At 68.6% G+C, this 22,649-nt stretch carries 22 protein-coding genes, 1 other RNA gene and 2 pseudogenes; 8 read left to right on the top strand and 17 right to left on the bottom strand.

Annotated features, from left to right (window positions below; genetic code table 11):
- Positions 1–19: 19 nt before the first annotated feature.
- Both CPZ01_RS04615 and CPZ01_RS04610 read left to right on the top strand, forming a co-directional pair.
- The gene (locus CPZ01_RS04615; protein WP_096393651.1) at positions 20–1,012 is read left to right on the top strand and encodes a carbohydrate ABC transporter permease; all 993 of its coding nucleotides are present in this window, start codon (positions 20–22) and stop codon (positions 1,010–1,012) included.
- Positions 1,009–2,070 (top strand): sugar ABC transporter permease, encoded by a 1,062-nt coding sequence (locus tag CPZ01_RS04610; protein WP_096393650.1) that lies wholly within the window; start codon positions 1,009–1,011, stop codon positions 2,068–2,070. The genes CPZ01_RS04615 and CPZ01_RS04610 overlap by 4 nt, the downstream gene beginning before the upstream one ends.
- Before the next feature lie 284 nt (positions 2,071–2,354).
- On the opposite strand, the gene CPZ01_RS04605 is transcribed toward CPZ01_RS04610, so the two are convergent.
- Both CPZ01_RS04605 and CPZ01_RS04600 read right to left on the bottom strand, forming a co-directional pair.
- Positions 2,355–3,386 carry a glutathione S-transferase family protein gene (locus CPZ01_RS04605; protein ID WP_096393649.1) on the bottom strand — a complete coding sequence of 344 codons (1,032 nt, stop codon included), beginning with the start codon at positions 3,384–3,386 and terminating at the stop codon, positions 2,355–2,357.
- 93 nt (positions 3,387–3,479) lie between these two features.
- The gene (locus tag CPZ01_RS04600) at positions 3,480–4,271 is read right to left on the bottom strand and encodes a PHP-associated domain-containing protein (RefSeq protein ID WP_096393648.1); all 792 of its coding nucleotides are present in this window, start codon (positions 4,269–4,271) and stop codon (positions 3,480–3,482) included.
- Positions 4,272–4,415: 144 nt separating this feature from the next.
- On the opposite strand from CPZ01_RS04600, the gene CPZ01_RS04595 reads away from it, so the two are divergent.
- Positions 4,416–4,715 carry a DUF7565 family protein gene (locus tag CPZ01_RS04595; RefSeq protein ID WP_004596437.1) on the top strand — a complete coding sequence of 100 codons (300 nt, stop codon included), beginning with the start codon at positions 4,416–4,418 and terminating at the stop codon, positions 4,713–4,715.
- Between the two features lie 35 nt (positions 4,716–4,750).
- On the opposite strand, the gene rocF is transcribed toward CPZ01_RS04595, so the two are convergent.
- Positions 4,751–5,656 (bottom strand): arginase, encoded by a 906-nt coding sequence (rocF, locus tag CPZ01_RS04590; RefSeq protein WP_096393647.1) that lies wholly within the window; start codon positions 5,654–5,656, stop codon positions 4,751–4,753.
- A 155-nt stretch (positions 5,657–5,811) separates the two neighbouring features.
- Between rocF and CPZ01_RS04585 the strand changes: the two genes are divergently transcribed.
- The gene (locus tag CPZ01_RS04585) at positions 5,812–6,030 is read left to right on the top strand and encodes a hypothetical protein (RefSeq protein ID WP_096393646.1); all 219 of its coding nucleotides are present in this window, start codon (positions 5,812–5,814) and stop codon (positions 6,028–6,030) included.
- Between the two features lie 107 nt (positions 6,031–6,137).
- Positions 6,138–6,671, top strand: coding sequence for an Rrf2 family transcriptional regulator (locus tag CPZ01_RS04580; RefSeq protein ID WP_096393645.1), 534 nt, complete (start codon positions 6,138–6,140; stop codon positions 6,669–6,671).
- A 113-nt stretch (positions 6,672–6,784) separates the two neighbouring features.
- Here CPZ01_RS04580 and CPZ01_RS04575 read toward each other — a convergent pair whose 3' ends face one another.
- The 7 genes from CPZ01_RS04575 to ligA all read right to left on the bottom strand — a co-directional run bounded on the left by CPZ01_RS04575 (position 6,785) and on the right by ligA (position 14,807).
- On the bottom strand, positions 6,785–7,966 hold the full coding sequence (locus CPZ01_RS04575; RefSeq protein ID WP_096393644.1) for an NAD(P)/FAD-dependent oxidoreductase: 1,182 nt from the start codon (positions 7,964–7,966) through the stop codon (positions 6,785–6,787).
- A 103-nt stretch (positions 7,967–8,069) separates the two neighbouring features.
- Positions 8,070–8,888: a nucleoside phosphorylase gene (locus CPZ01_RS04570; RefSeq protein ID WP_096393643.1), complete on the bottom strand. Its 819-nt coding sequence runs from the start codon at positions 8,886–8,888 to the stop codon at positions 8,070–8,072.
- 68 nt (positions 8,889–8,956) lie between these two features.
- Positions 8,957–9,367 carry a cytidine deaminase gene (gene cdd, locus CPZ01_RS04565; RefSeq protein ID WP_096393642.1) on the bottom strand — a complete coding sequence of 137 codons (411 nt, stop codon included), beginning with the start codon at positions 9,365–9,367 and terminating at the stop codon, positions 8,957–8,959.
- A gap of 66 nt (positions 9,368–9,433) precedes the next feature.
- Positions 9,434–11,050, bottom strand: coding sequence for a hypothetical protein (locus CPZ01_RS04560; protein WP_096393641.1), 1,617 nt, complete (start codon positions 11,048–11,050; stop codon positions 9,434–9,436).
- 116 nt (positions 11,051–11,166) lie between these two features.
- A complete protein-coding gene (locus CPZ01_RS04555) occupies positions 11,167–11,901 on the bottom strand; it encodes an MBL fold metallo-hydrolase (RefSeq protein ID WP_096393640.1) in 735 nt (244 codons plus the stop codon).
- A gap of 35 nt (positions 11,902–11,936) precedes the next feature.
- Entirely contained in the window at positions 11,937–12,800 is an 864-nt protein-coding gene (locus tag CPZ01_RS04550) for a hypothetical protein (protein ID WP_096393639.1), read from the bottom strand.
- An 87-nt stretch (positions 12,801–12,887) separates the two neighbouring features.
- Positions 12,888–14,807, bottom strand: coding sequence for an ATP-dependent DNA ligase LigA (gene ligA / locus CPZ01_RS04545; protein ID WP_096393638.1), 1,920 nt, complete (start codon positions 14,805–14,807; stop codon positions 12,888–12,890).
- A 148-nt stretch (positions 14,808–14,955) separates the two neighbouring features.
- Here ligA and CPZ01_RS04540 point away from each other — a divergent pair, with 148 nt between their 5' ends.
- Positions 14,956–15,540, top strand: a complete 585-nt coding sequence (locus tag CPZ01_RS04540) for a GNAT family N-acetyltransferase (protein ID WP_096393637.1) — start codon at positions 14,956–14,958, stop codon at positions 15,538–15,540.
- Positions 15,541–16,072: 532 nt separating this feature from the next.
- On the opposite strand, the gene ffs is transcribed toward CPZ01_RS04540, so the two are convergent.
- Together ffs and CPZ01_RS04530 are read right to left on the bottom strand one after the other, a co-directional pair.
- Positions 16,073–16,384, bottom strand: an RNA gene (gene ffs, locus CPZ01_RS04535) — signal recognition particle sRNA.
- Between the two features lie 47 nt (positions 16,385–16,431).
- On the bottom strand, positions 16,432–16,845 hold the full coding sequence (locus tag CPZ01_RS04530) for a DUF7548 family protein (RefSeq protein ID WP_096393636.1): 414 nt from the start codon (positions 16,843–16,845) through the stop codon (positions 16,432–16,434).
- Between the two features lie 97 nt (positions 16,846–16,942).
- Between CPZ01_RS04530 and CPZ01_RS04525 the strand changes: the two are divergent.
- Positions 16,943–17,200 (top strand): annotated as a pseudogene (locus CPZ01_RS04525) (hypothetical protein); the annotation flags it as partial.
- Positions 17,201–17,205: 5 nt separating this feature from the next.
- Here the strand turns inward: CPZ01_RS04525 and CPZ01_RS04520 are convergent.
- From CPZ01_RS04520 to CPZ01_RS04510, 3 genes are all read right to left on the bottom strand, one after another.
- The gene (locus CPZ01_RS04520) at positions 17,206–17,664 is read right to left on the bottom strand and encodes a hypothetical protein (RefSeq protein ID WP_096393635.1); all 459 of its coding nucleotides are present in this window, start codon (positions 17,662–17,664) and stop codon (positions 17,206–17,208) included.
- A gap of 540 nt (positions 17,665–18,204) precedes the next feature.
- Positions 18,205–18,513, bottom strand: coding sequence for a DUF5789 family protein (locus CPZ01_RS04515; protein ID WP_096393634.1), 309 nt, complete (start codon positions 18,511–18,513; stop codon positions 18,205–18,207).
- A 225-nt stretch (positions 18,514–18,738) separates the two neighbouring features.
- On the bottom strand, positions 18,739–20,136 hold the full coding sequence (locus CPZ01_RS04510) for a site-specific integrase (RefSeq protein ID WP_096393633.1): 1,398 nt from the start codon (positions 20,134–20,136) through the stop codon (positions 18,739–18,741).
- 115 nt (positions 20,137–20,251) lie between these two features.
- On the opposite strand from CPZ01_RS04510, the pseudogene CPZ01_RS04505 reads away from it, so the two are divergent.
- A pseudogene (locus CPZ01_RS04505) lies at positions 20,252–20,473 on the top strand (hypothetical protein); the annotation flags it as partial.
- Between the two features lie 48 nt (positions 20,474–20,521).
- On the opposite strand, the gene CPZ01_RS04500 reads toward CPZ01_RS04505, so the two are convergent.
- Together CPZ01_RS04500 and CPZ01_RS04495 are read right to left on the bottom strand one after the other, a co-directional pair.
- Positions 20,522–21,547 (bottom strand): aldo/keto reductase, encoded by a 1,026-nt coding sequence (locus tag CPZ01_RS04500; protein ID WP_096393632.1) that lies wholly within the window; start codon positions 21,545–21,547, stop codon positions 20,522–20,524.
- 84 nt (positions 21,548–21,631) lie between these two features.
- Positions 21,632–22,276 carry an FAD-dependent oxidoreductase gene (locus tag CPZ01_RS04495; RefSeq protein WP_096393631.1) on the bottom strand — a complete coding sequence of 215 codons (645 nt, stop codon included), beginning with the start codon at positions 22,274–22,276 and terminating at the stop codon, positions 21,632–21,634.
- Positions 22,277–22,649 lie beyond the last annotated feature (373 nt).

The raw sequence follows: 22,649 nt of genomic DNA, 5'->3' as shown, positions 1-22,649 counted from the left end.
GGCCTCTCCACCAGCTACCATGGCCTCTTCACAACTCGACGCCGGCGGCGGGCTCTCGCGGCTCCGGTCAGCGCTGCCGTTCTCCGGTCGCGACTGGGGACTGCTGCTCGTCATCCCCGGCGTGGTCCTCTTCTCGAGTTTCATGCTGTACCCGATCGTCTACCTGTTTTACATCTCGCTGACCGACGCGACGTTCGCCGGGTCGGTGATCGGCGGCGGCGCCGAGCTGATCGGGCTCGCGAACTACGCACAGCTGCTGGCGGACCCGCAGTTCTGGACGTCGATGTCGACGACGTGGCTGTTCGTCGCCGTCTCGCTCGTGGTCAAGGTGTTCGTCGCCGTCGGCATCGCGCTCCTCTTGAACCACGCGCGGGTCGTCGGCAAACGCTACATGCGCGCCGCGGTGATCGTCCCGCTGGGGTTCCCCGGCATCTTCACGATCACCGTCTGGCGCGGGATGTTCAGCGACGCCCGATTCGGCGTGTTCAACACGCTGCTCGGCCGCTACAACGAGTTCATGTCGGCGCTGTCGGCGCCGCAGGTCCTCCTCTTCGACGTGCCGATCGGCTTCCTCAGCGGCCGCTGGGAGGCATTTTTCGCGTACGTCACCACGGAGGTGTGGCTCGCGTACCCGTTCATGGTGATCATCATCGTGAGCGCCTTACAGGACGTGCCAAAGTCGCTCCACGAGGCCGCGATGGTCGACGGCGCCGGGTGGCTCCAGCGGTTCCGGACGGTCACCCTCCCGGCGATCAAGGGACCCGTCCTCTTCGCCTCCATCCTCACCGCGGCGACGTCGTTCCAGCAGTTCCTGATCCCGTGGGTGTTCAACCGGGGCGGCCCGGCCAGGCAGAACGAGCTGATCATCGTGTACGGCTACCGCGAGGCGATCAGCTTCAACGAGTTCGGGCTCTCCGCGGCGATCCTCATCGTCGCCATCGCCTTCGTCGGACTCTTCATGCTCGTCGCCGTGCGCTACGGCGGCCTCGCCGAGGGGGTGGGTGAGCAATGAGCGCGGTCCGCTCGTTCGCGGCGCTCGTCGCCGCCAAGCTGGTCGCGTTCGCGACCGCTCCGAAGCGGTTCGTCGTCACCGTCCAGCGGGCGATCTACGACCTCCGCGCGGGCAAACGCACGCCGTGGGACGTCTCGAAGAGCGTCCTGATGACGCTGTTCGGGCTCGCGATGGTGTTGGTGCTTCTGTTCCCGCTGTTCTGGATCTTCACCGCGTCGCTGGCGGAGGGGACGCGGCTGTTCACCACCAGCGGCATCTTCCCGGACCCGTCGACGTACAACCTCGGCGCGTACCGCTGGGTGATCTTCGAGTCCGACTTCTTCTTCGTCGACGGCGACTGGGGGTACCCCCAGCTCGTCCTCGGCGGCGGGGGCGGGCTGGTGAGCTTCCGGTGGGCCGGCACCGAGACCGGTCCCGGCGCGCTGTTCAACAGCCTCTACATCGTCAGCGTGACGCTCGCGGCCGGGTTCGGGATGATCGTCCCGGCGGCGTACGCGTTCTCGCGCCGGAAGTTCGTGGGCCGCAAGCGCATCCTCTACGGCTACGTGCTGTTCACGCAGATCGGCGCCGGACTGTCGATCGCGACGCTCGTGGCGTTGTACTCGCTGTTCAGCAGCTACGGGCTCACGAACAACCTGTTTGTCCTCGGGCTGTTCTACGCCGCGTCGGCGATCCCGTTCAACACGTGGCTGTTGAAGACGTACATGGACAACATCCCCGTCTCCTACGAGGAGGCGGCGATGGTCGACGGCGCGAGCTTCCTCGACACGATCCGGGAGGTGATCCTCCCGCTGACGAAGCCGGGGCTCGCCGTCGTGCTCATCTTCGTCTGGCTCGCCGGCTGGAACGAGTTCATCATCGCGCAGACGCTGCTGCGCCCCGAGAACTACCCGCTGTCGGTGGAGCTGTACAACATCGCGACCGAGGGCCGGTTCTCGACGCCGTGGACCCGCTTCGCGGCGTTCGCGAACCTGTTCGCGCTGCCGGTCGCGATCGTCTACTTCGCGGCCCAGCGCTCCGTCGAGGACGGCCTCTCGTTCGGCGGCATGGAGGGGTAACGGACCGAGCGCGGTCCGTCTTCGGTCGATCTGCGTTTCTCGTTTCTCGTTTTCGCGGTTCGTTTTTGCCTGAGCGGTCCGGCCCGCGACCGATCGTCTCGACCGCTCCGCACGGCACCGCACCTCACGCCTCCCCAGCCTCGGCGGGCGGCCCGGCGCGGGCGGAGCCGCGCCGGACCGCCGCCTCCCTCGCGGGCTTCTCGCGGCCGCCGACGGCGGCCGCTCGACGGCGCGCCACCGGGAACTGACTAATAAAAACCGCACCGCTCGAACCCGTCCGCCGGTCAGTCGTCGGCGGTCGGAGCCGGCGGCGTTCCCGTGAGCCGGTCGCGGTCGTGGGCGGCCTCGAAGTCGAGGTCGGGGCCGCGCGCGATGATGCCCGAAGGGGTCACGTCCGGGTGCGTGGTGTAGTAGTGCTCCTTGATGTGCTCCATGTTCACCGTCTCCGCGACGCCCTCGGTCTGGTAGAGGTCGCGCAGGTACGGCCAGAGGTTCTCGTACTGGTGGATGAACTTCCGGTTGCACATGAAGTGGGTGTGGTACACCTGATCGAAGCGGATCAGGGTGGTGAACATACAGATGTCCGCCTCAGTCAGGGAGTCGCCGACGAGGTAGCGCTGGTCGGCGAGCCGCTCGTCGTAGCGGTCGAGCGCGCCGAACAGGTCGTCGATCGCCTCGTCGTAGGCGCTCTGCGAGGTGGCGAAGCCGGCGCGGTAGACGCCGTTGTTGATCGGCTCGTAGATGTCCGTGATCACCTCGTCGACGTCCGCGACGGTCGCGTCGTCGTCCGCGTCGGGTAACAGCGAGACGCCGTTGCCGAGGTCGTCGAACGCGGTCGAGAGGGTGCGGAGGACCTCGCGCGACTCGTTGTTGACGATCGTCTCCTCCTCTTTGTCCCACAGCACGGGGACGGTCACCCGGCAGGTGGCGTCGGGGTCGGCCTCCACGTACAGCTCGCGGAGGAAGTCGCTGTCGTGGAGGTGATCGCGGGTACAGCCCTCCTTCTCCGGGGTGAACTGCCAGCCGTCCTCGTCGCGGTACGGGTCGACGACCGAGACGCCGATCGCGTCTTCGAGGCCCAAGAGCGACCGCGCGAGCAGCGTGCGGTGCGCCCACGGGCAGGCGTACGAGACGTACAGGTGATACCGGCCGGCCTCCGGCTGGAAGCGCTCGTCCGGCTCCGCGTCGACGTGGTCGGGCACGTCGCTGCCCGCGACCCAGTTCCGGAAGGTGGTCTCGCCGCGCTGGAACGCGCCCTCCTCGTCGGTCGCCTCGTAGGTGTCCGTGCGCCACTCGCCGTTCACGAGCTGATTCATGTCCGGTACGTGGGCCTCCGTCCGTATAACGTGGGCGGGGACACGCGTGTCACCCGCCGAACGCGGAGCGAACCGCCGGATCTCGATCCCCTCCTACTCGTAGACGCTCACGTCGTCGAACCGGCCCTCGTAGGCGACGTTCGACGGGAGGGTCGGCTCGTTGCCGGAGAGGAACATCCGGTCGAGCTTCGCCCACGTGTTCTCGTACGCGAGGTGCGCGAACTCCACGAGCCCGCGGAGCTGGTGGCCGGCGCCGCCGCGGTGGATCACCGTCCGGGGCCGGCGCTCGCGGAACGCGTCGACGACCGCCTCCTCGTCGGCGAGGTCGCCCTCGAAGGCGGTCCACGCCTCGCCGACCGTGCCGGGGAGGTGGGCGTACGACGAGCCGAACCCGGCGCAGCCGGTCTCCTCGGCGGTCCGGCGCGCTCGCGCGTTCTGGTGGGGGAGCAGCTTCGTGTTGTACGTCTCGACCGCGTCGAGCCGCGCGGCGTGGGCGTCCACCTCGGGCTGCGTGAGCGAGATGGTGGCGAACCCGGGGTGAGGGACGAGGACCGCCGCGTCCTGCCGCTCGAACTCGGCCATCGCGCCCTCGAAGGTGATGTAGTCGGGGACCGGGTCCGAGAGCCCGATGGCGAGGAGGTGCCGCCGGTTCCCCCAGTCGCCGGTGAACACCTCGCGGGCGGGGACGACGGTCAGCTCGTCGTCGGTGTACCGCGCCGCGCGCTCGCGGATCGTCGGGAGCCGCGTGAAGTGCGGCGCGTACACGAGCGCGTCGATCCCGCGGGCCTTCGCGCGGGCGACGACCTCGTCGTCGAGCACCTTCACGTGGGCGTCGACGCGCGTTTGCGGTCGGGTCACGGTCGCACGGTCGTCGCGGCGGCGCAAAGGCGTATCGTTCGACGACGACGGTGCCGCCGCCGCGGGGCGGAGCGCGGCGCCGGTGCGCCGCGGCGTCGGGCCCGGTCGACGCCGCGGCACGGCCCGACGAGGTGGGAAACCGTTAATCCCCCTCGGGCGAGAGTTCGGGGTATGGCCCCTCGCTGGACGTGCGGCATCGGCGACTGCGACGCCGCCTTCGACGACGTGGAGGCGGCGATCGTCCACCAGACGAACGAGCACCAGCGCCACGAGTGTAAGGTCTGCGGCACCATCGTCCCGGACGGCTACTTCGCGATCCGCCACGCGTTCGACGAGCACACCCGCGCCGAGTTCGTCCGCGCGTACGACGCCGACTCGGCGGCCGTCCGCCGCCGCGAGGAGATCAAAGGCGAGATCGAGTCGGCGGCCGACCTCCAGCGGGTCGTCGAGGAGCTCGACCGCGGCGTCTGACCCGCTCTCCCGACCCGCCGCTCTCCGAACCCGATTTATAAAACTCGCTTCCCGAACGCGCTCGCCGCCAGCTCCGTCGCCAGCTCGGCCGTCTCGTTGTGCTGGTCGAGCGTCGGGTTCACCTCGACGATCTCCATCGAGCGGAGGGCGTCGGTCTCGTCGACGATCTCCATCGCGCTGTGCGCCTCGCGGTAGGTGACCCCGCCGCGGACGGGCGTCCCGACGCCGGGCGCGGCGTTGGGATCGAGCCAGTCTAAATCGAGGCTGACGTGGATCCCGTCGACGCCGTCCGCGGCGACCTCGAGCGCCTCCTCCGTGACTTCGGTGATCCCCCGCTCGTCGATGTCCGACATCGTGTACGCGGCGAAGTCGCGCTCTCGGATCAGCTCCGCCTCCGCCTCGTCGACCGACCGGAGCCCGACGAGGGCGACGTTCTCCGGCGACAGTCCCGCGGCGTTCGCCCACTCGGTGTCCGCGAACTCGTCGACCCCGAGCGCGGCCGCCAGCGGCATCCCGTGGACGTTGCCCGAGGGCGTCGTCGCGGGCGTGTTGAGGTCGGCGTGCGCGTCGAACCAGACGGCGCCGATCTCCGCGTCGCGCGCGGACCCGGTGAGGCTCCCGATGGCGATGGAGTGGTCGCCGCCGAGCGCGAGCGGCACTTCGCCGTCGGCGAGCGTCGCGGCGACCTCGTCGCCGAGCCGCCGGCAGACGTCCGCCGTCTCGCGGAGGAACTTCGCCTTCCCCTCGCTGGGCGCGTCCGCGTCCGGGTCGCGTTCCTCCGCCCGCGGGACGGGGAGGTCGCCCGCGTCGACCGCCTCCACGCCGGCGCCGGCGAGCTGCTCGGCGAGCCCGCCGTACCGGATCGCCGACGGTCCCATGTCGACCCCGCGTCGGTTCGCCCCGTAGTCGGTCGGCGCGCCGATGATCCTGACCGTGGTCATACCGGCAACGCGGCGCGCCAGCGCTTCAATGGTTGGGATCGACGCGCCCGTCGCGGGTCGACGCGGTCACGTCGCGCTCGAACGCCGCCGTTGCCCCGCGCCCGCGGCTCGCCGGATCGGACACCGTTTTGCGCCCGGCCCGCCACGGGACGTTCATGGGCAGCTCCGATCCCTACTCGGTCGACCCCGGCGACATCGAGCCGATGGGCGCCACCATCGCGGTCGCGTTCACCGGCGCGGCGATCGGCCTCGTCGGCGCCGCGGTCTCGTTCGTCGCCGTCGACTTCGGGGTCGCGCTGGTCGGCGTCGGCGTCGTCGTCGCGCTGTCGAGCCCGCTCGCGTACGTCCGGATGAAGCGGCTGCGCGGAGAGTAGGGCGGGGCGCTCAGCGCCGACTGTACCCGACCGTCGGGGCGATTCCGCATGATCATTTATAAGTGAATTCCATCGCATTTAAGCGGGGGCGCTCTGTAATTGGCACCATGTCATCGATCGAGCTCACGTCGAGCCAGAAAAGCATCCTCTCGGCCCTCATCAACCTGTACGGGGAAGAAGAGGACGCCGTGAAGGGCGAGGCGATCGCCGAGGAGGTCGACCGCAACCCCGGGACGATCCGCAACCAGATGCAGAGCCTCAAGGCCCTCCAGCTGGTCGAGGGCGTACCCGGCCCGAAGGGCGGCTACAAGCCCACCTCGAACGCCTACGAGGCGCTCGACATCCAGCGCATGGACGAGCCGGCCGACGTCCCGATCTACCACGAGGGCGAGCAGGTCGAGGGGATCAACGTCGACGGGATCGACCTCTCCAGCGTCCACCACCCCGAACTGTGCCGCGCCGAGATTCACGTTCAGGGCTCGGTCCGCGACTTCCACGAGGGCGACAGCGTCACCGTCGGCCCGACGCCGCTCTCGAAGCTCGTCATCGACGGCACCGTCGACGGGAAAGACGACACCGCGAACATTCTCATCCTGCGGATCGACGACATGCGGGCGCCCGACGAGCCGGCCGAGCACTGACCGTCCGACGGAGTTTCTGCGAGTCGTAATCTGTCGGAGCGCGTCGCTCAGTAGCCGCCGAAACGGTGAAAACGATTCCGTCGAGCCGAGCCGCTACCCCGAGTCGCCCGCGTTCACATGTCGCCGAACGCGCCGACCGCGCGGCCCGGGGAGGAGACCTTGTTGATCCAGCGCGTGGCGATCGCCTTCTTCAGCAGCTTCGCGGGCGTGCCGCCGAACGTCTTGATCGGCATACCCATCACGTCGTGGGCGACCGCCTCCTCGCCGACGGAGATGACCGTCCCCTTGTCCTCGTGGGTCCACGAGCGGAGCGGCGCGCCGCGGGCGGCGCGAGCGAGGTTCTCGCCCGCGACCTCGGCGGCCTGCCACGCGGCCTGCGCGGTCGGCGGGGCGACGTCGTCGTCGCCCTGCTCGACGAGCGCGGTGTCGCCGATGGCGAACACGCGGTCGTCGCTGGTGGCGAAGTCGGAGCCGGCGTGGACGCGGTTCGAGCGGTCGTCCTTCTCGACCTCGACGTTCTCCAGCTCGGGCTGGCCCGTAATGCCGCCGGTCCAGATCAGCACGTCGTAGCCCAGCTCCTCGGGTTCTTCGTCCTCGCCGCCGCCGAGGTAGACCGCGTCCTCGTCGGCCTCCGAGATGAAGTCGCCGGTGAGGATCTCGACGTCGGCGTCTTCGAGCCGCTGGCGGAGCGCGCCCTGGATCTGGGGGTCGTTGCCGGGGAACACCTCGTCGAGCCCCTCGACCAGCTTGATGTCGAGCGGCGCGCGGTGTTTGTCGCGGTACTCGGCGATCTCGCCGGCGGTCTGGATGCCCGAAAGGCCGGCGCCGCCGACGATCACCCGCGCGGGGTCCGAGCGGGTCGCGTCCGCGGCCGCCTCGCGGACGTCCTCGTGGATCGCCTTCGCGTCGTCGAGCCCCTTCAGCTGGTGGGCGTGCTCCTTCAGCCCCTCGATGCCGAAGAAGGCGGTCGTCGAGCCGATGCCTAAGAGGAGGTAGTCGTAGTCGACGGTCGTCCCGTCGTCGGTCTCGACGACGCGGTCGTCGGTGTCGACGTCGACGACCCGGCCCTGGACGAAGTCGGACTCGGGCGACTTGATCTCGTCGACGGGGATCGTGATCTTGTCCTCGACGGCGGGGTTGCGGATCGCGCGGTGGACCTCGTGTAAGACGAGGTGGTAGTCGTGTTCCGAGATCCACGTGAGCTCGGCTTCGCCCTCGCCGACCTCGTCTTCGAACGCCTTCACCGCCCCTGCGCCGGCGTACCCGGAGCCGACGACGACGACCTGTGTACTCATGGCCGTAACTCCACGGCGCGCAGATAAAGTCGCTTTGGAACGCTCGCAGGCGAGAATCGCCGACGCGGCGGTGACGGTCCGCAACGCCGGGACCGCGCGCCCGCTACAGCGAGAGGCCGGCGTGCCAGCGGTCCGCGCCCGCCTCCCGCTTCACCTCGTCCATCCGCGCGAGCAGCTTCACCGCGAGGCTCGCGGTCTCGGCCGCGCGCGACTCGCCCTCCGTCCGGAACTCGCCGGTCACGCGGTTGGCGTAGACTGAGCAGACCGCGCCCGCGCGGAGCCCGTACACGTTCGCGATCGTGAGGATAGCCGACGCCTCCATCTCGATGTTCTTCACGTTCGCGTCTTGTAATTCCCGGACGAGCTCGTCCGAGCCGGCGGCCTCGAACCCCTCGAACCCGGGGCGCCCCTGGCCGGCGTAGAAGGAGTCCGCGCTCATCGTCACGCCGGTGTGGTAGTCGTGGCCCAGCCGCTCGGCGGCGGCGACGAGCGCGGAGACGACCTCGCCGTCGGCCGCGGCCGGGTAGTCCTCGCGGACGTACTCGTCGCTCGTCCCCTCCTGGCGGACCGCGCCCGTGGTGATGACGAGGTCGCCCACCTCCATCTCCGGCTGGATCGCGCCGCAGGAGCCGACCCGGATGAACGTGTCGACGCCGACGCGCGCGAGCTCCTCGACGGCGATTGCGGCCGAGGGGGAGCCGATCCCGGTGGAGGTGACGGAGATCGGCGTCCCGTCGTACGTCCCGGTCGCGGTTCGGTACTCGCGGTGGCGCGCGACCTCCTCGTGGTCGTCCCACAGCGCCGTGATCTTGTCGACGCGCTCCGGGTTGCCGGGCAGGAGGACGGCGTCCGCGACGTCCTCGGGCGCGGCCTCGACGTGGTAGCCGGCCCCGTCGTTCGGGTCCTCGCTGTCTTCGGTCATGTCTCCGCCGTTCGGCGAGCCGTTTAAAAGTAGTTCCGTCTCGGTCGCCCGGGGCCGTCCCGTCGGCGTCAGTGCCCGCTGGCGTCGTCGAGCGTCCCCTCCGAGATGGTGTTCGGGAGCAGCTCGCCGAGGGTGTACTCCGTCACGGCGTCGCCGCCCTCGTCGCAGGCGACGACGAGGTCGTCGGCCGCGAACTCCGCGAGCGACTGCCGGCACATCCCGCAGGGGGTGACGCCGTCGCGCACGCCCGAGGAGACCGCGATCCGGTCGAACTCGCGGTGGCCGTGCTTCACCGCCTCCGCGAGCGCGACCTCCTCGGCGTGGAGGCTGTTGGAGTAGTTCGCGTTCTCGATGTTACAGCCGGTGTAGACGGCGCCGTCGGCGGTCCGGAGCGCGGCGCCGACGCGGTACTCGGAGTACGGGACGTGGGCGGCCTCTAGGGCCTCGCGGGCCGCGGCGATCAGATCGTCATCGTCCATACCGACGGATGACGCGGCGCGCCGATAACTGTGCTGTGTCGCGGTCGCGGGGGCAGGGTCTCCCCGTCAAGCGTCGTCAGTCCACGCCGAGAAGCCGCCGTCGATGAGCGTGTCGGCCTGCTGGCGGATGTACTCGCGCTGGGTGTCGTGGACCGCGGTCGCGAACTCGTCGCCGGCGTCGAGGCGGTCGCGGACGCGGTCGCGCTTCCAGCTCGCCGGGGTCGTGCGGTTCGCGACGCGCCAGCGGAGCGGCGCGATCCACTCGGCGGCCTCGTCGTCGGCGCAGCCCGCGGTCCGGAGCCCCGCCTCAGCGTGGTCGAGGAGGTCGGCGTACATCGCGTCCGCGTCCGTCGTGCGCTCCCCGTCGCGACCGATCCACTCCATGTCGGCGTCGATGCCGTCCGCGACGGCGGCGTAGAAGTTGTCTCGGGCGGTCTCCCAGTCGAGTCCGATGACGGGGTGTTCGTGCTGGGCGAGCGCCTGCATCAGGCCCGCGAACGCCCCTTGGAACGCGATGGAGTCGCGGACCGTGGGCTGGCCGGGGATCGGGCGGAACTCGATCCGGGCGTTGGCGGCCGAGCGGCTCGCCCCCTCGAAGACGGGGCGGACCCACCGCCAGTAGCTGCCGTGTTTCGTCCGGAACGTCGCGAAGTCGTCGTCGAACCGGTCGCTGCCGCCCGGGTCGGGCATCGGGATCAGCGTCTCGTCGCCCGCGATGCGGTCGACCGCGGTCTCGACGTCCCGGAAGTCGCGCGGGAACCGCACCTTGTCCGCGTCGGTCCGGGCGTTGAGGACGGACTCGAACACGTGGATCCGGTTCTCGGTCGCCCCCTCGGCGAGGACGCGTTCGCCGTCCCAGCCGTCGTCGTACAGGTCCGGCGGGAAGAACGGGGAGTTGACGCCGAGCGCCAGCAGCGGCCCGGCGATCCGGAGCGCGTACCGGAAGTGCCGCGGGAGCGTCTCGGCGTGCGCCACCTGGTAGTGGGGCTGGATCGAGGTAATGAGGCTCTCGGGCATCACCGTGTCCGCCGCCATCGACACGCCCGGGGCGGAGAGTTCGACCTCGGCGCTCCCGGACGGCTCGGCCGGAGTCCCGTCCCCCCCGGCCGACTCCGCGCCATCGGCTTCCTCGTCGCCGGCCGCGTTCGCCATCGCGTGGTACCGGACGGAGTCGCTCATGTTGACCGCGACGACGACGCCGTCGACCTCGACGCTGTCGGTGAGGTACTCGCGAGCGGTCTCGCCCGCCGGCGGGATGGTCCAGAGCCCGTCGGAGACGAGCCGCATCCCCTCCACGCCGGCGGTGTTCTCGGCGGCCTCCAAGCGCGCGCGGACCTCGGCGAGCTGCGCGCGGAGGCCGTGGTCGGAGAGGGGCTGCGGGCTCGTCGACATCTCGGCGTTGTGGAGCCCGAGCTCCTTCTCGAACCCCATCAGCTCCAGCATCCGGCGGGGCACGCGCATCAGCGCGTACTCGCCCGCCCGCGACTCCTCGCTCCACCGCCCGTCGCCGACCGCGTAGAACTCGTACTCGAAGCCGACGATCGACTGGTGGTTGTCGAAGGAGCCGTCGCGGAGCTCCTGTTTGACGATCTCGGCCTCCTCGGCCGCGCGCTCGGCGAACGCCTCGGCGTCGACCGAAAGCGCCTCCCGGACCCCGTCGGCGAGCGCGGACTCGGTGGTCATGCGACCGAGGAAGGACGCGGCGACGTGAAAAGGTCACCGGCCGCGAGAGCGTTCGGGTCGCGTTCCCACGACCGCTCCGAGGGGGTCTCTCCCCGCCGGCTCGCCGAACTCTCGGCCTACTGGTTCGCCGTGCGCGCGTCGAGCGCGACGGGGATCGACCGGCTCGCCACGTCGCCGGCGAACGCCTCGCCGTCCGCTTCCAGCCCCTCGAAGGTGTCGTAGTGGATCGGGACGACGAGGTCGGGGTCCATCGCCTCGGCCAGCTCGGCCGCCTCGCGTCGGTCGGCGACGATGCCGCCCCCGCCGATGTTCGCGAGGAAGACGGAGACGTCGAGCTCGGCGAACCCGTCGAGCGCGTCGGAGTCGCCGGGCCAGAAGACGGTGCGCCCGCCGAGCGACAGCAGGAAGCCGCAGCCGAAGCCGGGCGGGTGCGCGACCGAGCCGTCGGCGTCCGCGTTCGGGCCCTCCGGGTCGTTGTGGGCGGGGACGGACCACACCCGCACCTCGCCGGCGGGCGTGTCGACGTCGACGCGCTCCTCCTCGCTGACCCGGACCACCTCGTAGTCGGCCGCGAGCGCGTCGATCGGCTCGACGTCGCGGTCGATCCCGGCGGGGTCGACCGCCTCGTAGATCACGAGCGTCGCGTCCTCGCTCGCGACCGATCGGATCCCGTCGCCGTCGTAGTGGTGGTCGTGCGTGACGACGACGAGGTCGCCGTCGCGCGCCCAGTAGTCGTCGAGGACGCCGTAGCGGCCGGGATCGGTGTAGACGACGTGCCCCGCGTCCGTCTCCAGCCGCGCCGTCGCGTATCCGATCCACTCCACCGCGAGCTCCTCGTAGCGGACCGTCATGTCACCGTCTGCGGCCGCGGGCGCCTTGAGGGTGGCTATCGGTCGCGGTCGCGCTCGGCGCCGCGGTCGACGCCGTCGACCTCCTCGGCGTCCGCGCCGTCGATCACGGAGAGGTCCCACGCCGCCGCGAGCGCCTCGTCGTCGAGCGAGCGCCCCAGCGCGTGTTCCGGAACCAAGGGCATCGGAATCGGAAGGTACCCCGCCTCGCGCAGCGCGGCGAACCCGCCGACCGTCTCGACGACGACCCCGTCGTCGCCGCGCCGGACGCGGAACCGCTTGTCGTCAGGATCCCGGCGGTACGCGAAGGGGAACGCGTCGTCCGGCGGGGTCCGGAGGCTGTCGACGCCCGCGAGGACGGCGACCGCCTCTCCGTCGGCCTCGCAGACGAGCCGCGGGACCGCGGGCCGACCGTCGTCGTCGACGGCCGCGGCGTCCACGTCGGGGCGGGCCGGAACGGGGCCGGCGGGGGTGTCCGTCTCCCGCCACGCGAACGTCGGGTCGCCGAGCCCCTCGGCGCGGACGCAGGCGTAGCCGCCGCCCGAGACCGGGACCCGGTCCGGGCCGAGGTGGAAGGTTCGGCGGCCGTCGGTCCGGGCGGCGAGCAGCGGCGGATCGGCGAGGAGGTCGCGCACGGCGGTCGCGGTGTCGGCGTCCCTGGCGACGAACAGGACGCGGCGGTCGCGGTCGAGCGCGTGGCCGAGCCGCGAGATTATCACGGTAGGCGTGGCGTCGCCCGTAGCGAGCGGCTCCACCGCGATCCGGTCGTCGCCGCGGGTCGCGACCGCCGGCGGCTCGGCGCCGCTCTCCGGGCGGGCGACCTCGAACCCCTCGGCCGCGAGCCGGTCCGCGGCCGCGTCGGTGAGGTCGCGCCGCGTCGCGTCGCCGAGCGGGCCTGGCATGCGAGCGCCTACGAGCCGGACCGTGAAGGGGTTTCGCGTGGCGGAACGCCGCGGGGGCCGCGTCGCTCGTCGCCCTCTCGCGTCGGCTCAGTCGTCGCCGGCGAGCCGGCGGACCCGCGCGAGCGAGTCGGCGTCGTCGACCCCCTTGTCCTCGCGGACGCCGACGAACCGGGGGAACCGGAGGGCGTAGCCGGCGGAGTACGTCGGCGAGGCCTGGATCTCCTCGTAGCCGACCTCGACCACCAGTTCCGGGTCGAACGCGACCGTGGTCCCCTCCTCGCGGACGACGTGCGGCTCCAGCCGCTCGGTGAGATCCGCGAGCGCCTCGTCCGTGATCCCCGTGGCCACCTTGCCGACCGTGGCGTACCCCGCGGGCGCGGGGTCGTCGGCGTCGCGGTCGCCCGCGCTGCGGTCGGGGGCCTCGCTCGCGTCGCCCTCTTCCCGGACTGCGAGCAGGAAGGTGCCGAACAGCTCCGCGCGGCGCCCTTCGCCCCACTCGGCGCCGACGACGACGGCGTCGAGCGTCTCCACGTCCGGCTTGCGCTTCAGCCAGTCGCGGCCGCGGTCGCCGGGCGTGTACGCCGCGTCGGGGTTCTTCAGCATGACGCCCTCGTGGCCCGCGTCGAGCGCGGCCCGTTCCGCGGCCGCGATCGCCTCGGCGTCGTCGGCCAGCGTGAGGTCCGCCGCCGCGTCGGGGAGGACCTCCCGGAGCCGGTCGTGGCGGACGCGGAGAGGCTCGTCGAGCAGGTCGTCACCGTCGGCGTGGAGGCAGTCGAACGCGTGGAGCCGCAGGGAGACGGTCTCTCGCATGCGGTCGACGTCGTGCTTCCGGCGGAACCGCCGAAGCACCTCCTGGAACGGGAGCGGGTCGCCGTCGTCGCCGACCGCGACGACCTCGCCGTCGAGGATAACCGGGGCGTCGACGCGCTCGGCGACGTACTCGACGATCTCGGGGAGCGCCTCGGTCACGTCGTCCATGTTCCGCGAGTAGAGCCGCGGGCCGATCGCCGCGTCGCCGTCGTCTTCCGGAGCCTCACCGTCGGTGGCGTCGCCGCCGCCGCCCTCGGACCCGCCGTCGGCTCCGGGGTCGTAGTGAACCTGAACGCGGGCGCCGTCGAACTTCGTCTCGACGGCGACCTCGCCGAACGCGTCGAGCGCGTCCGTCGCGGTGCCCGCCTGCGCGAGCATCGCCTGGACCGGCCGGCCGACGCGCAGCGACTCCTCGCGGAGCCCCGCGAGCCCCTCGTCGCGGGCGCGGACCGCGACCCGGCCGTAGTCGTTCGTCACCTGAAGCGCGCGCTCGACGGCCGCGACGGCGTCCTCGGGCGCGTAGAGTTCGGGGTCGTCCTCGCTCGATCCCTCTTCGTCCGCTTCTCCTGACGCCCCGGGCGGCGCGAGGAACGCCTCGGCGACCGCGTCGCGGACCGTCCCCTCGCCGACGCCGAGCCGCATCTCACCGAGGACGAGTCGGGCGAGGAACGCGGACTCGCTCGGCGAACACCGGGTGAACAGCCCGAACAGGGCGTCCCGCTTGCGCGACTCGCTGCCGTCGCCGCTCTCGGCCGCGAGGCCGCGCAGCTCCTCGTCGAGCGCGGCGACCGTGAGCGCGTCGCGGCCGCCGCCGAACGCGGCGAGCCCCCGCTGGCCGCCGAAGTCGTAGGCGGCCGCGACGGCGCCGATCTCGCCGCGCTCCGCGAGCCGGTCCTCGACGTCGGCGGCGGCGACGTTCGGGCCCGCGGCGCGGGCGATCGCCTCGCGGCAGAGCGCGGGACCGACGTCGAGGGTGCGGGTGTCGTGGGCGGGGAAGACGCGCCCGAGGAGGAACCGGACGACGACTGGGAGGTCGTCGGCGGACCCGTCGCCCTCGCCGCCGCCCTCCTCGTCCCCGTCGGCGTCGCCTCCGGCGCCGGCGTCCGCGAGCAGGTCGGCGACCGCGAGCGTCGTCTCGATGTCGCCGTCGTTCGCGGCCACCCGTTCCGCCCGTTCCGCCAGCGCGGCGAACTCCATACGCGTCCGGTCGGCTGCCGCTACGCAAAAGCGGTCCGATGCGCGCCGGGGGAGCGGGCACGAGACGAGGAGGCTGGCGTCACGGCCGGGAGACGCGGGAGGAGCCGCCGGGGAACCGCTTTTTACCTCCGGTCTCGTACGGTTCTCTATGTACGTCCGCGACGCCAAGAACCGTGACGAGGCGTGGTTGTTGGACGCGATCGAGCAGCTGGGGCTCGACGACGTCGCCTTCCGGTCACGGGACTACGTGATCGCGGTCGACGAGGAGTCCGGCGACCGGGCCGGGTTCGGCCGGCTCCGGCTCCACCGGGGCGACGAGGACGAGGCCAACCGGATCGAGCTCACCGGGATCGGCGTCCTCCCCGAGTGGCGGCACCGCGGGGTCGGCGCGCACGTCGTCGAGCGCCTCGTCGACACCGCGGCCGCGGACGGGTTCGAGACGGTGTACGTACTCACCGACCAGCCCGACTACCTCGCGCAGTTCGGCTTCGAGCGCGTCGACACCGACGACCTCCCGCCCGCGCTCTCGGACCGCCTCACCGAGAAGCGGGAGTTCCTCGGCGGCGACGTGGTCGGCCTCGCGCTCGCCGTCGACGAGTTCGAGATGCCGAGCAGCCTCCGAAAGGCGTTCAAGGACGCCGAGCCGACCGGCGACGACGAGCCGGAGGAGTCCGCCGAGGACTTCGGGATCGACCCGGACTCGGCGACTTATAAATACGACACCGGCCGCTGAGCCGCGAGACCGACTCTTTTCTGCGGTCGCCGTGGCGCGTGCCTGCGGGCGGCCGGTAGGCCGCGAGCAGCACGCGCGAGGGAGTCGCTGGCGGCGTCAGCCGCCAGCGACGAGGCTGGGGAGGCGTGAGGTGCGGTCGCCGTGCGGGGAGGACTTGAAGGGGCAGCCGCGAGGCCGGCGTAGGCGACGCAAGCACCGCAGGAACGAGCGGAGCGAGTGACGAGGAGCGCAGCGAGCGTACGCCGGCCTCGCGGCTGGGGCTTCGGTGGCGTCCGTCGCCGATCCGGCAGCAAGAGCTTATAAACGAGCGGCTGGGGCTTCGGTGGCGTCCGTCGCCGATCCGGCAGCAAGAGCTTATAAACGAGCGGCTGGGGCTTCGGTGGCGTCCGTCGCCGATCCGTCATCGATTATTTATAAGTAGGCTCCCGAGCAGACAGCATCCATTTATAAACAAACGCTCGCGGTGTCGACGCTCACGCCGGCGACCGCAGCGTCACAGCGTCACCACTCAGCCAACGAGAATCGGTATGAATGGCGGACAGGCGGGGTAGCCCGGCGTTCCGGCACGGGGTATCCCGATTGCCTCCTCCACCCCGCGACCCGACGAGCGACTGGCGTCCGGCGGTGGGCTGCTCGCTTCCGCGCCTGACCCAGTGCCGCCGACGAACCGCGACGGACCGCTCCTGCGAGCGGGCGCCGCGGACCGCTGTCCCCGGCGGACGAGGCTTCCACGTTGGCTCTCGGGGCCCGCGCCGGTCTGACCGGACGTGCCCGCTGTTCGGTCCCCGCTGAAGACTGCCTCACGGGTAACGAGCGGGGCCTAACCGCCCGACCTAGTCCGTTCGACGATATTCGGGTGCGGCATAAGGGCCTTTCGTTCGGCGACCGGTCCTACGACAGCACCGCCCGAGCGTACACCGCGGCGGCGAGCGGCACGGGGACCGACAGCGCGACGACGGCGCGCGCGTGCCACACGAGCCAGAGGTGGTCGCGGAACACCGGGCTCGGCTCGACCGCCAGCGCCCACGTCGCCGCGCTGACGGTCGTCGCGAGCCCGAGGACGACCGCCACGCCGGCGAGCGTCCCGGGGTCGACGTTCCCTTGTTCGACGGAGGCGATGACGACCGCGGACAGCAGCGCGAACAGCGCGATCCCGCCCCAGCCGACGACGCCGGACGCGTAGTACGCCGCCAGCTGGGTCGCGTACTCCGGCCCCGTGATGACCGCGTACGGCGCGACGAGCGCGACGACGGTGACGACGGCGGCGGCGATCCCGACGCGACGCGAGACGGCGCGGAGGTCCATACCCGCCCTCGGGACGGCGCCGCGGTAAAAGGACCGGATCGGCCGCGGCCGACTCCCGTCCCGTAGGGTTTTGGCCCGGCGGCGCCCACCACCGGGCATGTCACTCGACGTCGAGCCGCCGGAGCCCCCCGAACTCGCCGCCGTCGACCCGAACGAGTACGAGGACGCCGAGGTGGCGGGCGGGGAGTACCGCCGCGACGACCTGGAGGCGCTCCTCCGCGAGGGGGCGTGGGAGGACGCGTTCTCCGAGTGGGCCGACGCGACCGACATGGACGAGTCCGACTGGGCGATCGCGGTCGATCTGGACCTCGTCTCCCGCTTCGACTTCTTTTGTAATAACCAAATGACTCGTTTGTTATTCTAATCGAAGTCGGGGAGATCGTCCGGCGCTTCATATTCGCTCTCCCAGTCAATATACTCGTTTTTTAGTACATCACACGCGGTTTGCCCCAGTTCTGTGAGCGCAGCATTGATTCCTGAAGTGGTTCCCCAACTATCCAAGTCCGGGTGGTAGTTTCGTTCCTTCCAGTCCTCCGGGATTCCCGGCGCGTGGTAGCCGACGCGCTCGGCGAAGGCATCCCAAAAAAAGTCAAACTGCTGTATCATGTCCAAGTCGGTCAGGATCTCAAATTCTTCCTCATCAAGATCCGTGTCCTCCGCCCACTCCGTGAACGCGTCTTCCCACGCGCCCTGTCGAAGTAATTCCTCTATCTCTTCGCGCTTATAGTCCGTATCGCCTACTACATCGGCATCGTCGTATTCATTCGGGTCAATCTCTTCAAGCTCGGGCGGATCGGGTGTTGGTACGTTCAACGTCATACCTAAGGTTTGACCGGCGGCGACATAACTTCACTACCATAGCGACAGCAAGGCCCAAACCTTTCTTTGACACAACGATACTCTTAGTTTGAATCAAATACCGGTGTATCTGTCGGACTGCGCATGGAGTTTTTATTCCAAAATAAATCAGCTCAAAGTAAACAACAGCGACTACATCGGTAAGCCCACCTACCACCAATCCCGCTACGACTGTATTCACAAATATGTGGTTCTGTTGAAATCCTCAGCAGGTGATATATTCTGACCCGGTTGCGGTCAATACAGGGGACTCACGTACCGGTGCGGATCTGTAGAATCTGCGACTCTGGGTTCGCCCCCTCGCTCTCGCTGTGATATCTCAAGAAGTAGTGAACTACCCCACCCTACTCGCTCACGGCTGAAGCCGTTCGCTCCTTGAGGGTGTCCTCAGAAATCGCAGATTTCTGATGTGCGAACGAGAGCTTGCTCTCGTTAACGCTACTCGGTCGCTTTGCTCCCTGTGTTGCTCCTTGAGGAAGGGGATTTAGCGCCTAATTCCAGTTAAAACGACCTATCAATCGTTTCTTGTCTCGTGTCGCTTTCAGGGCCGCTCCGATCTCCAGATCGGTCATCGTAGTATTTCCGGCCGATATACTCGTCACTCACATTACCACGAATGGCAGTAAGCAAGTGATCTGGAGACTGATACGTCTCTTTACCACTCCGTTCAAGAATGGCAGAGAGTGTCTCTGAATCCTCTTCGTCAGGTGCGTGAATCTCGGTGTCACCAGCCTGATCGATGATCGATTCTCTCGTGATCGGGAACGCGAATTCTGTTTCGGTCCACTCAGGGAGCTCTTGAATCTTCATGGTTCTTAACGAATCGGGGACCTGTTACGCTCCCGTCCGACGTAAATGCTGTGGCGAAGAGGGCCCTCACGGAGGTGTTTGTACGCACCCTCAGCGACCAGTCGTTTCATTTGATTATATGTCTGAAGAATAGGATTTCAACAGAGCCAAATATGTCTAAGTATGAGTAACTACACGAACAGAGAGAACAGAGCCTGTACGACGCTAAAAAAGTGACTGGCCCGACTAATCTTCTTGGAGCTTCTCAATTAGTGCTTGTTTGACAGCGGGATTTTCGAGTAGTTCGTCAACGTCGTCAATGGCTTGAACATCGCCGGCCTTCCCTGCTTCTTTATAAGTGTCTTTGACTTGCTGTTCCGTTTCCTCTTCAACCGCCCGCGCGTCGGGGCTGAACAGCATCCCACAGTTTGGGCACGCCTTCGCGGTCGGTGCGACTTTCTCGCCACAACTACACTGCTTGGGTGTGAGTGTGCTCCGGCTGGTTTCGTCAATCAATCCGGCCTTTTCTTCGGCCTTCTCCCGAAAGTCCATGTCTGACAGGTGGCTGTAGGTTGTTTCCATCACCTGACTGTCTTTGGTGTGTCCAATCAACCACTTGATCGTGTCATTATCCATATCGTAATCGCGCTTACAGATCGTCACGAAGTTGTGACGCAGTGAGTGCGGGTTGAGTGGCTTCTCGATGCCCGTCTCATTTTGGAGCGTGTTCAACACGTACCGAAGACAGTTATTCCCGACCGGGCTTCTTGGGTTCGACTTCCCGTAGTTCGGTTTTCCAGTAATCAGGAAACACTCTTCAAAATCAGCATCTCCTCTTGCGGGGTGGTAATTATTCACCCACTGCCGAACCGCCCCCTCGGCCAATAGGAGTGGCCGCCACCCGTTCCTGTCGTCGGCACCTTTCAGGCCGTGGTCCACGCTGGGATTGAAGCGATAGCGGCCCGTCTTATTCTCGTCGTTGAGGTGTTTTACGTCCTTCACACGGAGCGTACGGAGCGCGTTGCTCCGCATCCCGGTGTACAGGAGCAACGTCAGGATCATCTTGTCACGCGGGTGGTCCGCAGCGTCTTTGAGCCGTTCTATTTCGTCCCGTGTGAGCATATCGTCGGGGTCCACGGAGCTATCACCATCTTCGCTGTAAATCGCTATGTGCTCCGGGTCAACGCCGAGATCGGAGTGATATCGGTAGAAAATGCGGAGAGCAAACTGATAGGTCCGGATAGTCCCCTTGCTCATGCCGTTACAGTTCGGCACCTCTGCTTTGTAGTAGCCCCGTTCCATCAAATCGTTGAGATCCGCCGCTTCGGCTTCGGTCAACGTGTCCACAGTGAAATCAGCGTTCTTTAGATCTCTCCCCATCCGCGAAAGGCGATACATCCATCCCCACAATGTCGAATAGCTCTTGTCCTTCCGCTTGTCGGGCTCGAAGGACTGTTTCTTTTCGGTGTGGTTCTGACGGTCAAGCTTCTCGCCGTCAAAGGCGTCACACAGCTCTTGGATCCGCTCGGCTTCGGCTTGGGTTAATTTTCCAGTATCAACGTAGCCGTCAATCTCAAAGGTGTCCTCATCACCCCAAACGGTTTGCTGTATCGATGCGTACTTTTCTTCGGGTGTGTCGGTCATAGGTTGGAGCCTCCGCCACACCCACTTTCGCGTATCAGTGGGTGCTTGTCATATCATACGTCGAGTAGCACTTATAGATTCAGTGAATAACCAACGAGTCGTCTAGTTAAGAAACGACGACTTCGCCGACCGCGTCGGCTACCACGCGCCGGGGCTCCCCGAGGACTGGAAGGAGCGCGACCTCCACCCGGACCTCGATTCGTGGGGGACCGTCTCCGCGATCAACGCCGGCCTGACCGAACTCGGACAGATCGTCTGCGAGACGCTGAAGGAGGAGTACATCGACTGGGAGGCCGACTTCGAGGCGCCGGACGACCTCCCCGACTTCGACGAGTAGCGGCCGCGCTCCGATTCGGACGCGGCCGCCCGTCGCTGGTCCCCGCGCTCAGTGTCCCCAGAGCGTCCCGTCGGGGGCGTACCGCGCGTCCATGATCCGGTCCCACTGCTCGTCGGAGAGGTCGAGGTCGGCGGCCGCGACGTTCTCGTCGAGCTGGTCGACCGTCCGCGCGCCGACGATGGGGACGCAGGTGAACTCGTCCCACTCGGTGAGCCACGCGAGCGCGACCTGCGCGGGCGTGGCGTCCAGCTCGTCGGCGACCTCGCGGACCGCGTCGAGCACCTTCCAGCCGCGCTCCGAGAGGTAGAAGCGCTCGAACCGGTCGTCGAAGCTCGCGCGCGAGCCGTCCGGCGCGATCACTTTCTCGGGGTCGTCCGGGTCGGCGCGCTCGTACTTCCCGGTGAGGAACCCGCCCGCGAGCGGGGAGTACGGGCAGACCGCGAGGTCCTGATCGATACAGACGTCGAGGTACTCGCTCACGTCCTCGTAGTAGCCGGCGTGGTGGAGCGGCTGGACGGCGTCGAAGCTCGCGTAGTCGTTGACGTCCGCCGTCCACTGCGCTTTGGTCAGCTGCCAGGCCGCCATCGTCGACGCGCCGAGGTGGTGCACTTTCCCCTCCGCGACCAGCTCGTCGAGCGCGCGCATCGTCTCCTCGATCGGCGTCTCCTCGTCCCAGCGGTGGATGTAGTAGACGTCGAGGTAGTCGGTGCCGAGCCGGTCGAGGGTGCCCTCGATCTGCGCGCGGACGTGCTTCCGACCGAGCCCCGAGTCGTTCGGGCCGGGCTCGCCGCGCCCGTCGAACGGGAAGTACACCTTCGAGGCGATCACGTAGTCCTCGCGGTCGCGGTCCGCGAGCCACTCGCCGATGTACTCCTCGCTCGTCCCGTTCGGGTTCCCGTACACGTTGGCCGTGTCGATGAAGTTGATCCCGCGGTCCGCGGCCGCGTCGAGCAGTTCGTGCGACTCCTCGCGGCCCGTCTCCACGACGCCGTTCGTCTCGCGCCCGAACCGCCACGTCCCGAAGCAGAGCTCCGAGACGCTGAGCCCGGTGTCGCCGAGTCGTCGGTAGTCCATACCCACACCTCTCGGGGGAGTACGTAAAGCGTGGCGGCACCGGCGGGCGAGGCCGCGGGGCGATGTCGGCCGTCCGGACGCCCGCTATCCGAAGTTCTCGACCTTCGCGGCGTCCGCGTCGCCCCCGGCCGCGTCGACCGCGGCCTCCGCGTCGGCGACGAGGTCGGCGAACCCGTAGACGAACACGGTCTCGCCGTCCGCGCCGATGATGACCTCGGCGACGGCGTCGGTCAGGGGGTCGCCCGCGTCGAGGAGCCGAATATCGGCGCCGCGCTCGCGGAGTGCGTCGATCCGGTCGGCGTGCGCGACGTCGTCGTCGCGGTAGACGACCGCGGCCTCGGCGCCCTCGTCGAGCGCGCGCTCCGCGATGGCGACCGCGGGGCCGATCCCGGGACCCCCCGCGATCACGACCGCGCGGGGCTCGCCGTCGTAGTGCTGGTCGCCGTACGGGCCGGAGAGGGTCATCTCGGTGCCGGCCTCGGCGTCCGAGAGGAACGCCGAGAACTCCCCGCCCTCCTCGGGGTCGATGCCGACCGTGACCTCGAACGTCTCGCCCACGCGCGGCGACGAGAGGGTGTAGAAGCGCGCGACCGACTCCCCCTCGATCTCGGTGCCGAGCTTCACGAACTGTCCGGGTTCGGCCGCGAACCCCTCGGGCGCGCGGAAGCGGAGGGCGTACGTGTCGGGGCCGACCGCCTCGACCGCCTCGACCGTCGCTGTCGTGTCCATACGACGGATCGGCGGGGGAGACACAAACCCCTTCCCGTCGGGGTCGGTCCTGCCCGTGCCGAAACCGCTTCCCGCGGCGCGCCCCGAGTCGAAACGCGCGCACTCGGCGACGCCCACGCTCTCGTCACACCGCCGCCTTCGCCGACGCGTCCGGGAGGTACGCTCCCGGCCGAGAATGTTCGATAATCGTCGAAAACGGGTCCGACGCGAGGGGTCGATCGTGAGGAATACGGTGGATGTATGTTCAATTATATTCGTATATAAGCCGAATACAGCGCTTAGAGCCGACAGTATTCGCGAGAGCGAACACGTTCGTCCAGAAACACCTCGGTGGCTCCTTCCAGAAGCCTTTTGATGAGTCCGCCGGAACCTT

Origin of the sequence: Halorubrum trapanicum (assembly GCF_002355655.1) — an archaeon.
GTDB lineage: Archaea > Halobacteriota > Halobacteria > Halobacteriales > Haloferacaceae > Halorubrum > Halorubrum trapanicum_A.
Note: the sequence above shows the minus strand (reverse complement) of the source record. Positions and strands in the feature narration are given on the sequence as shown.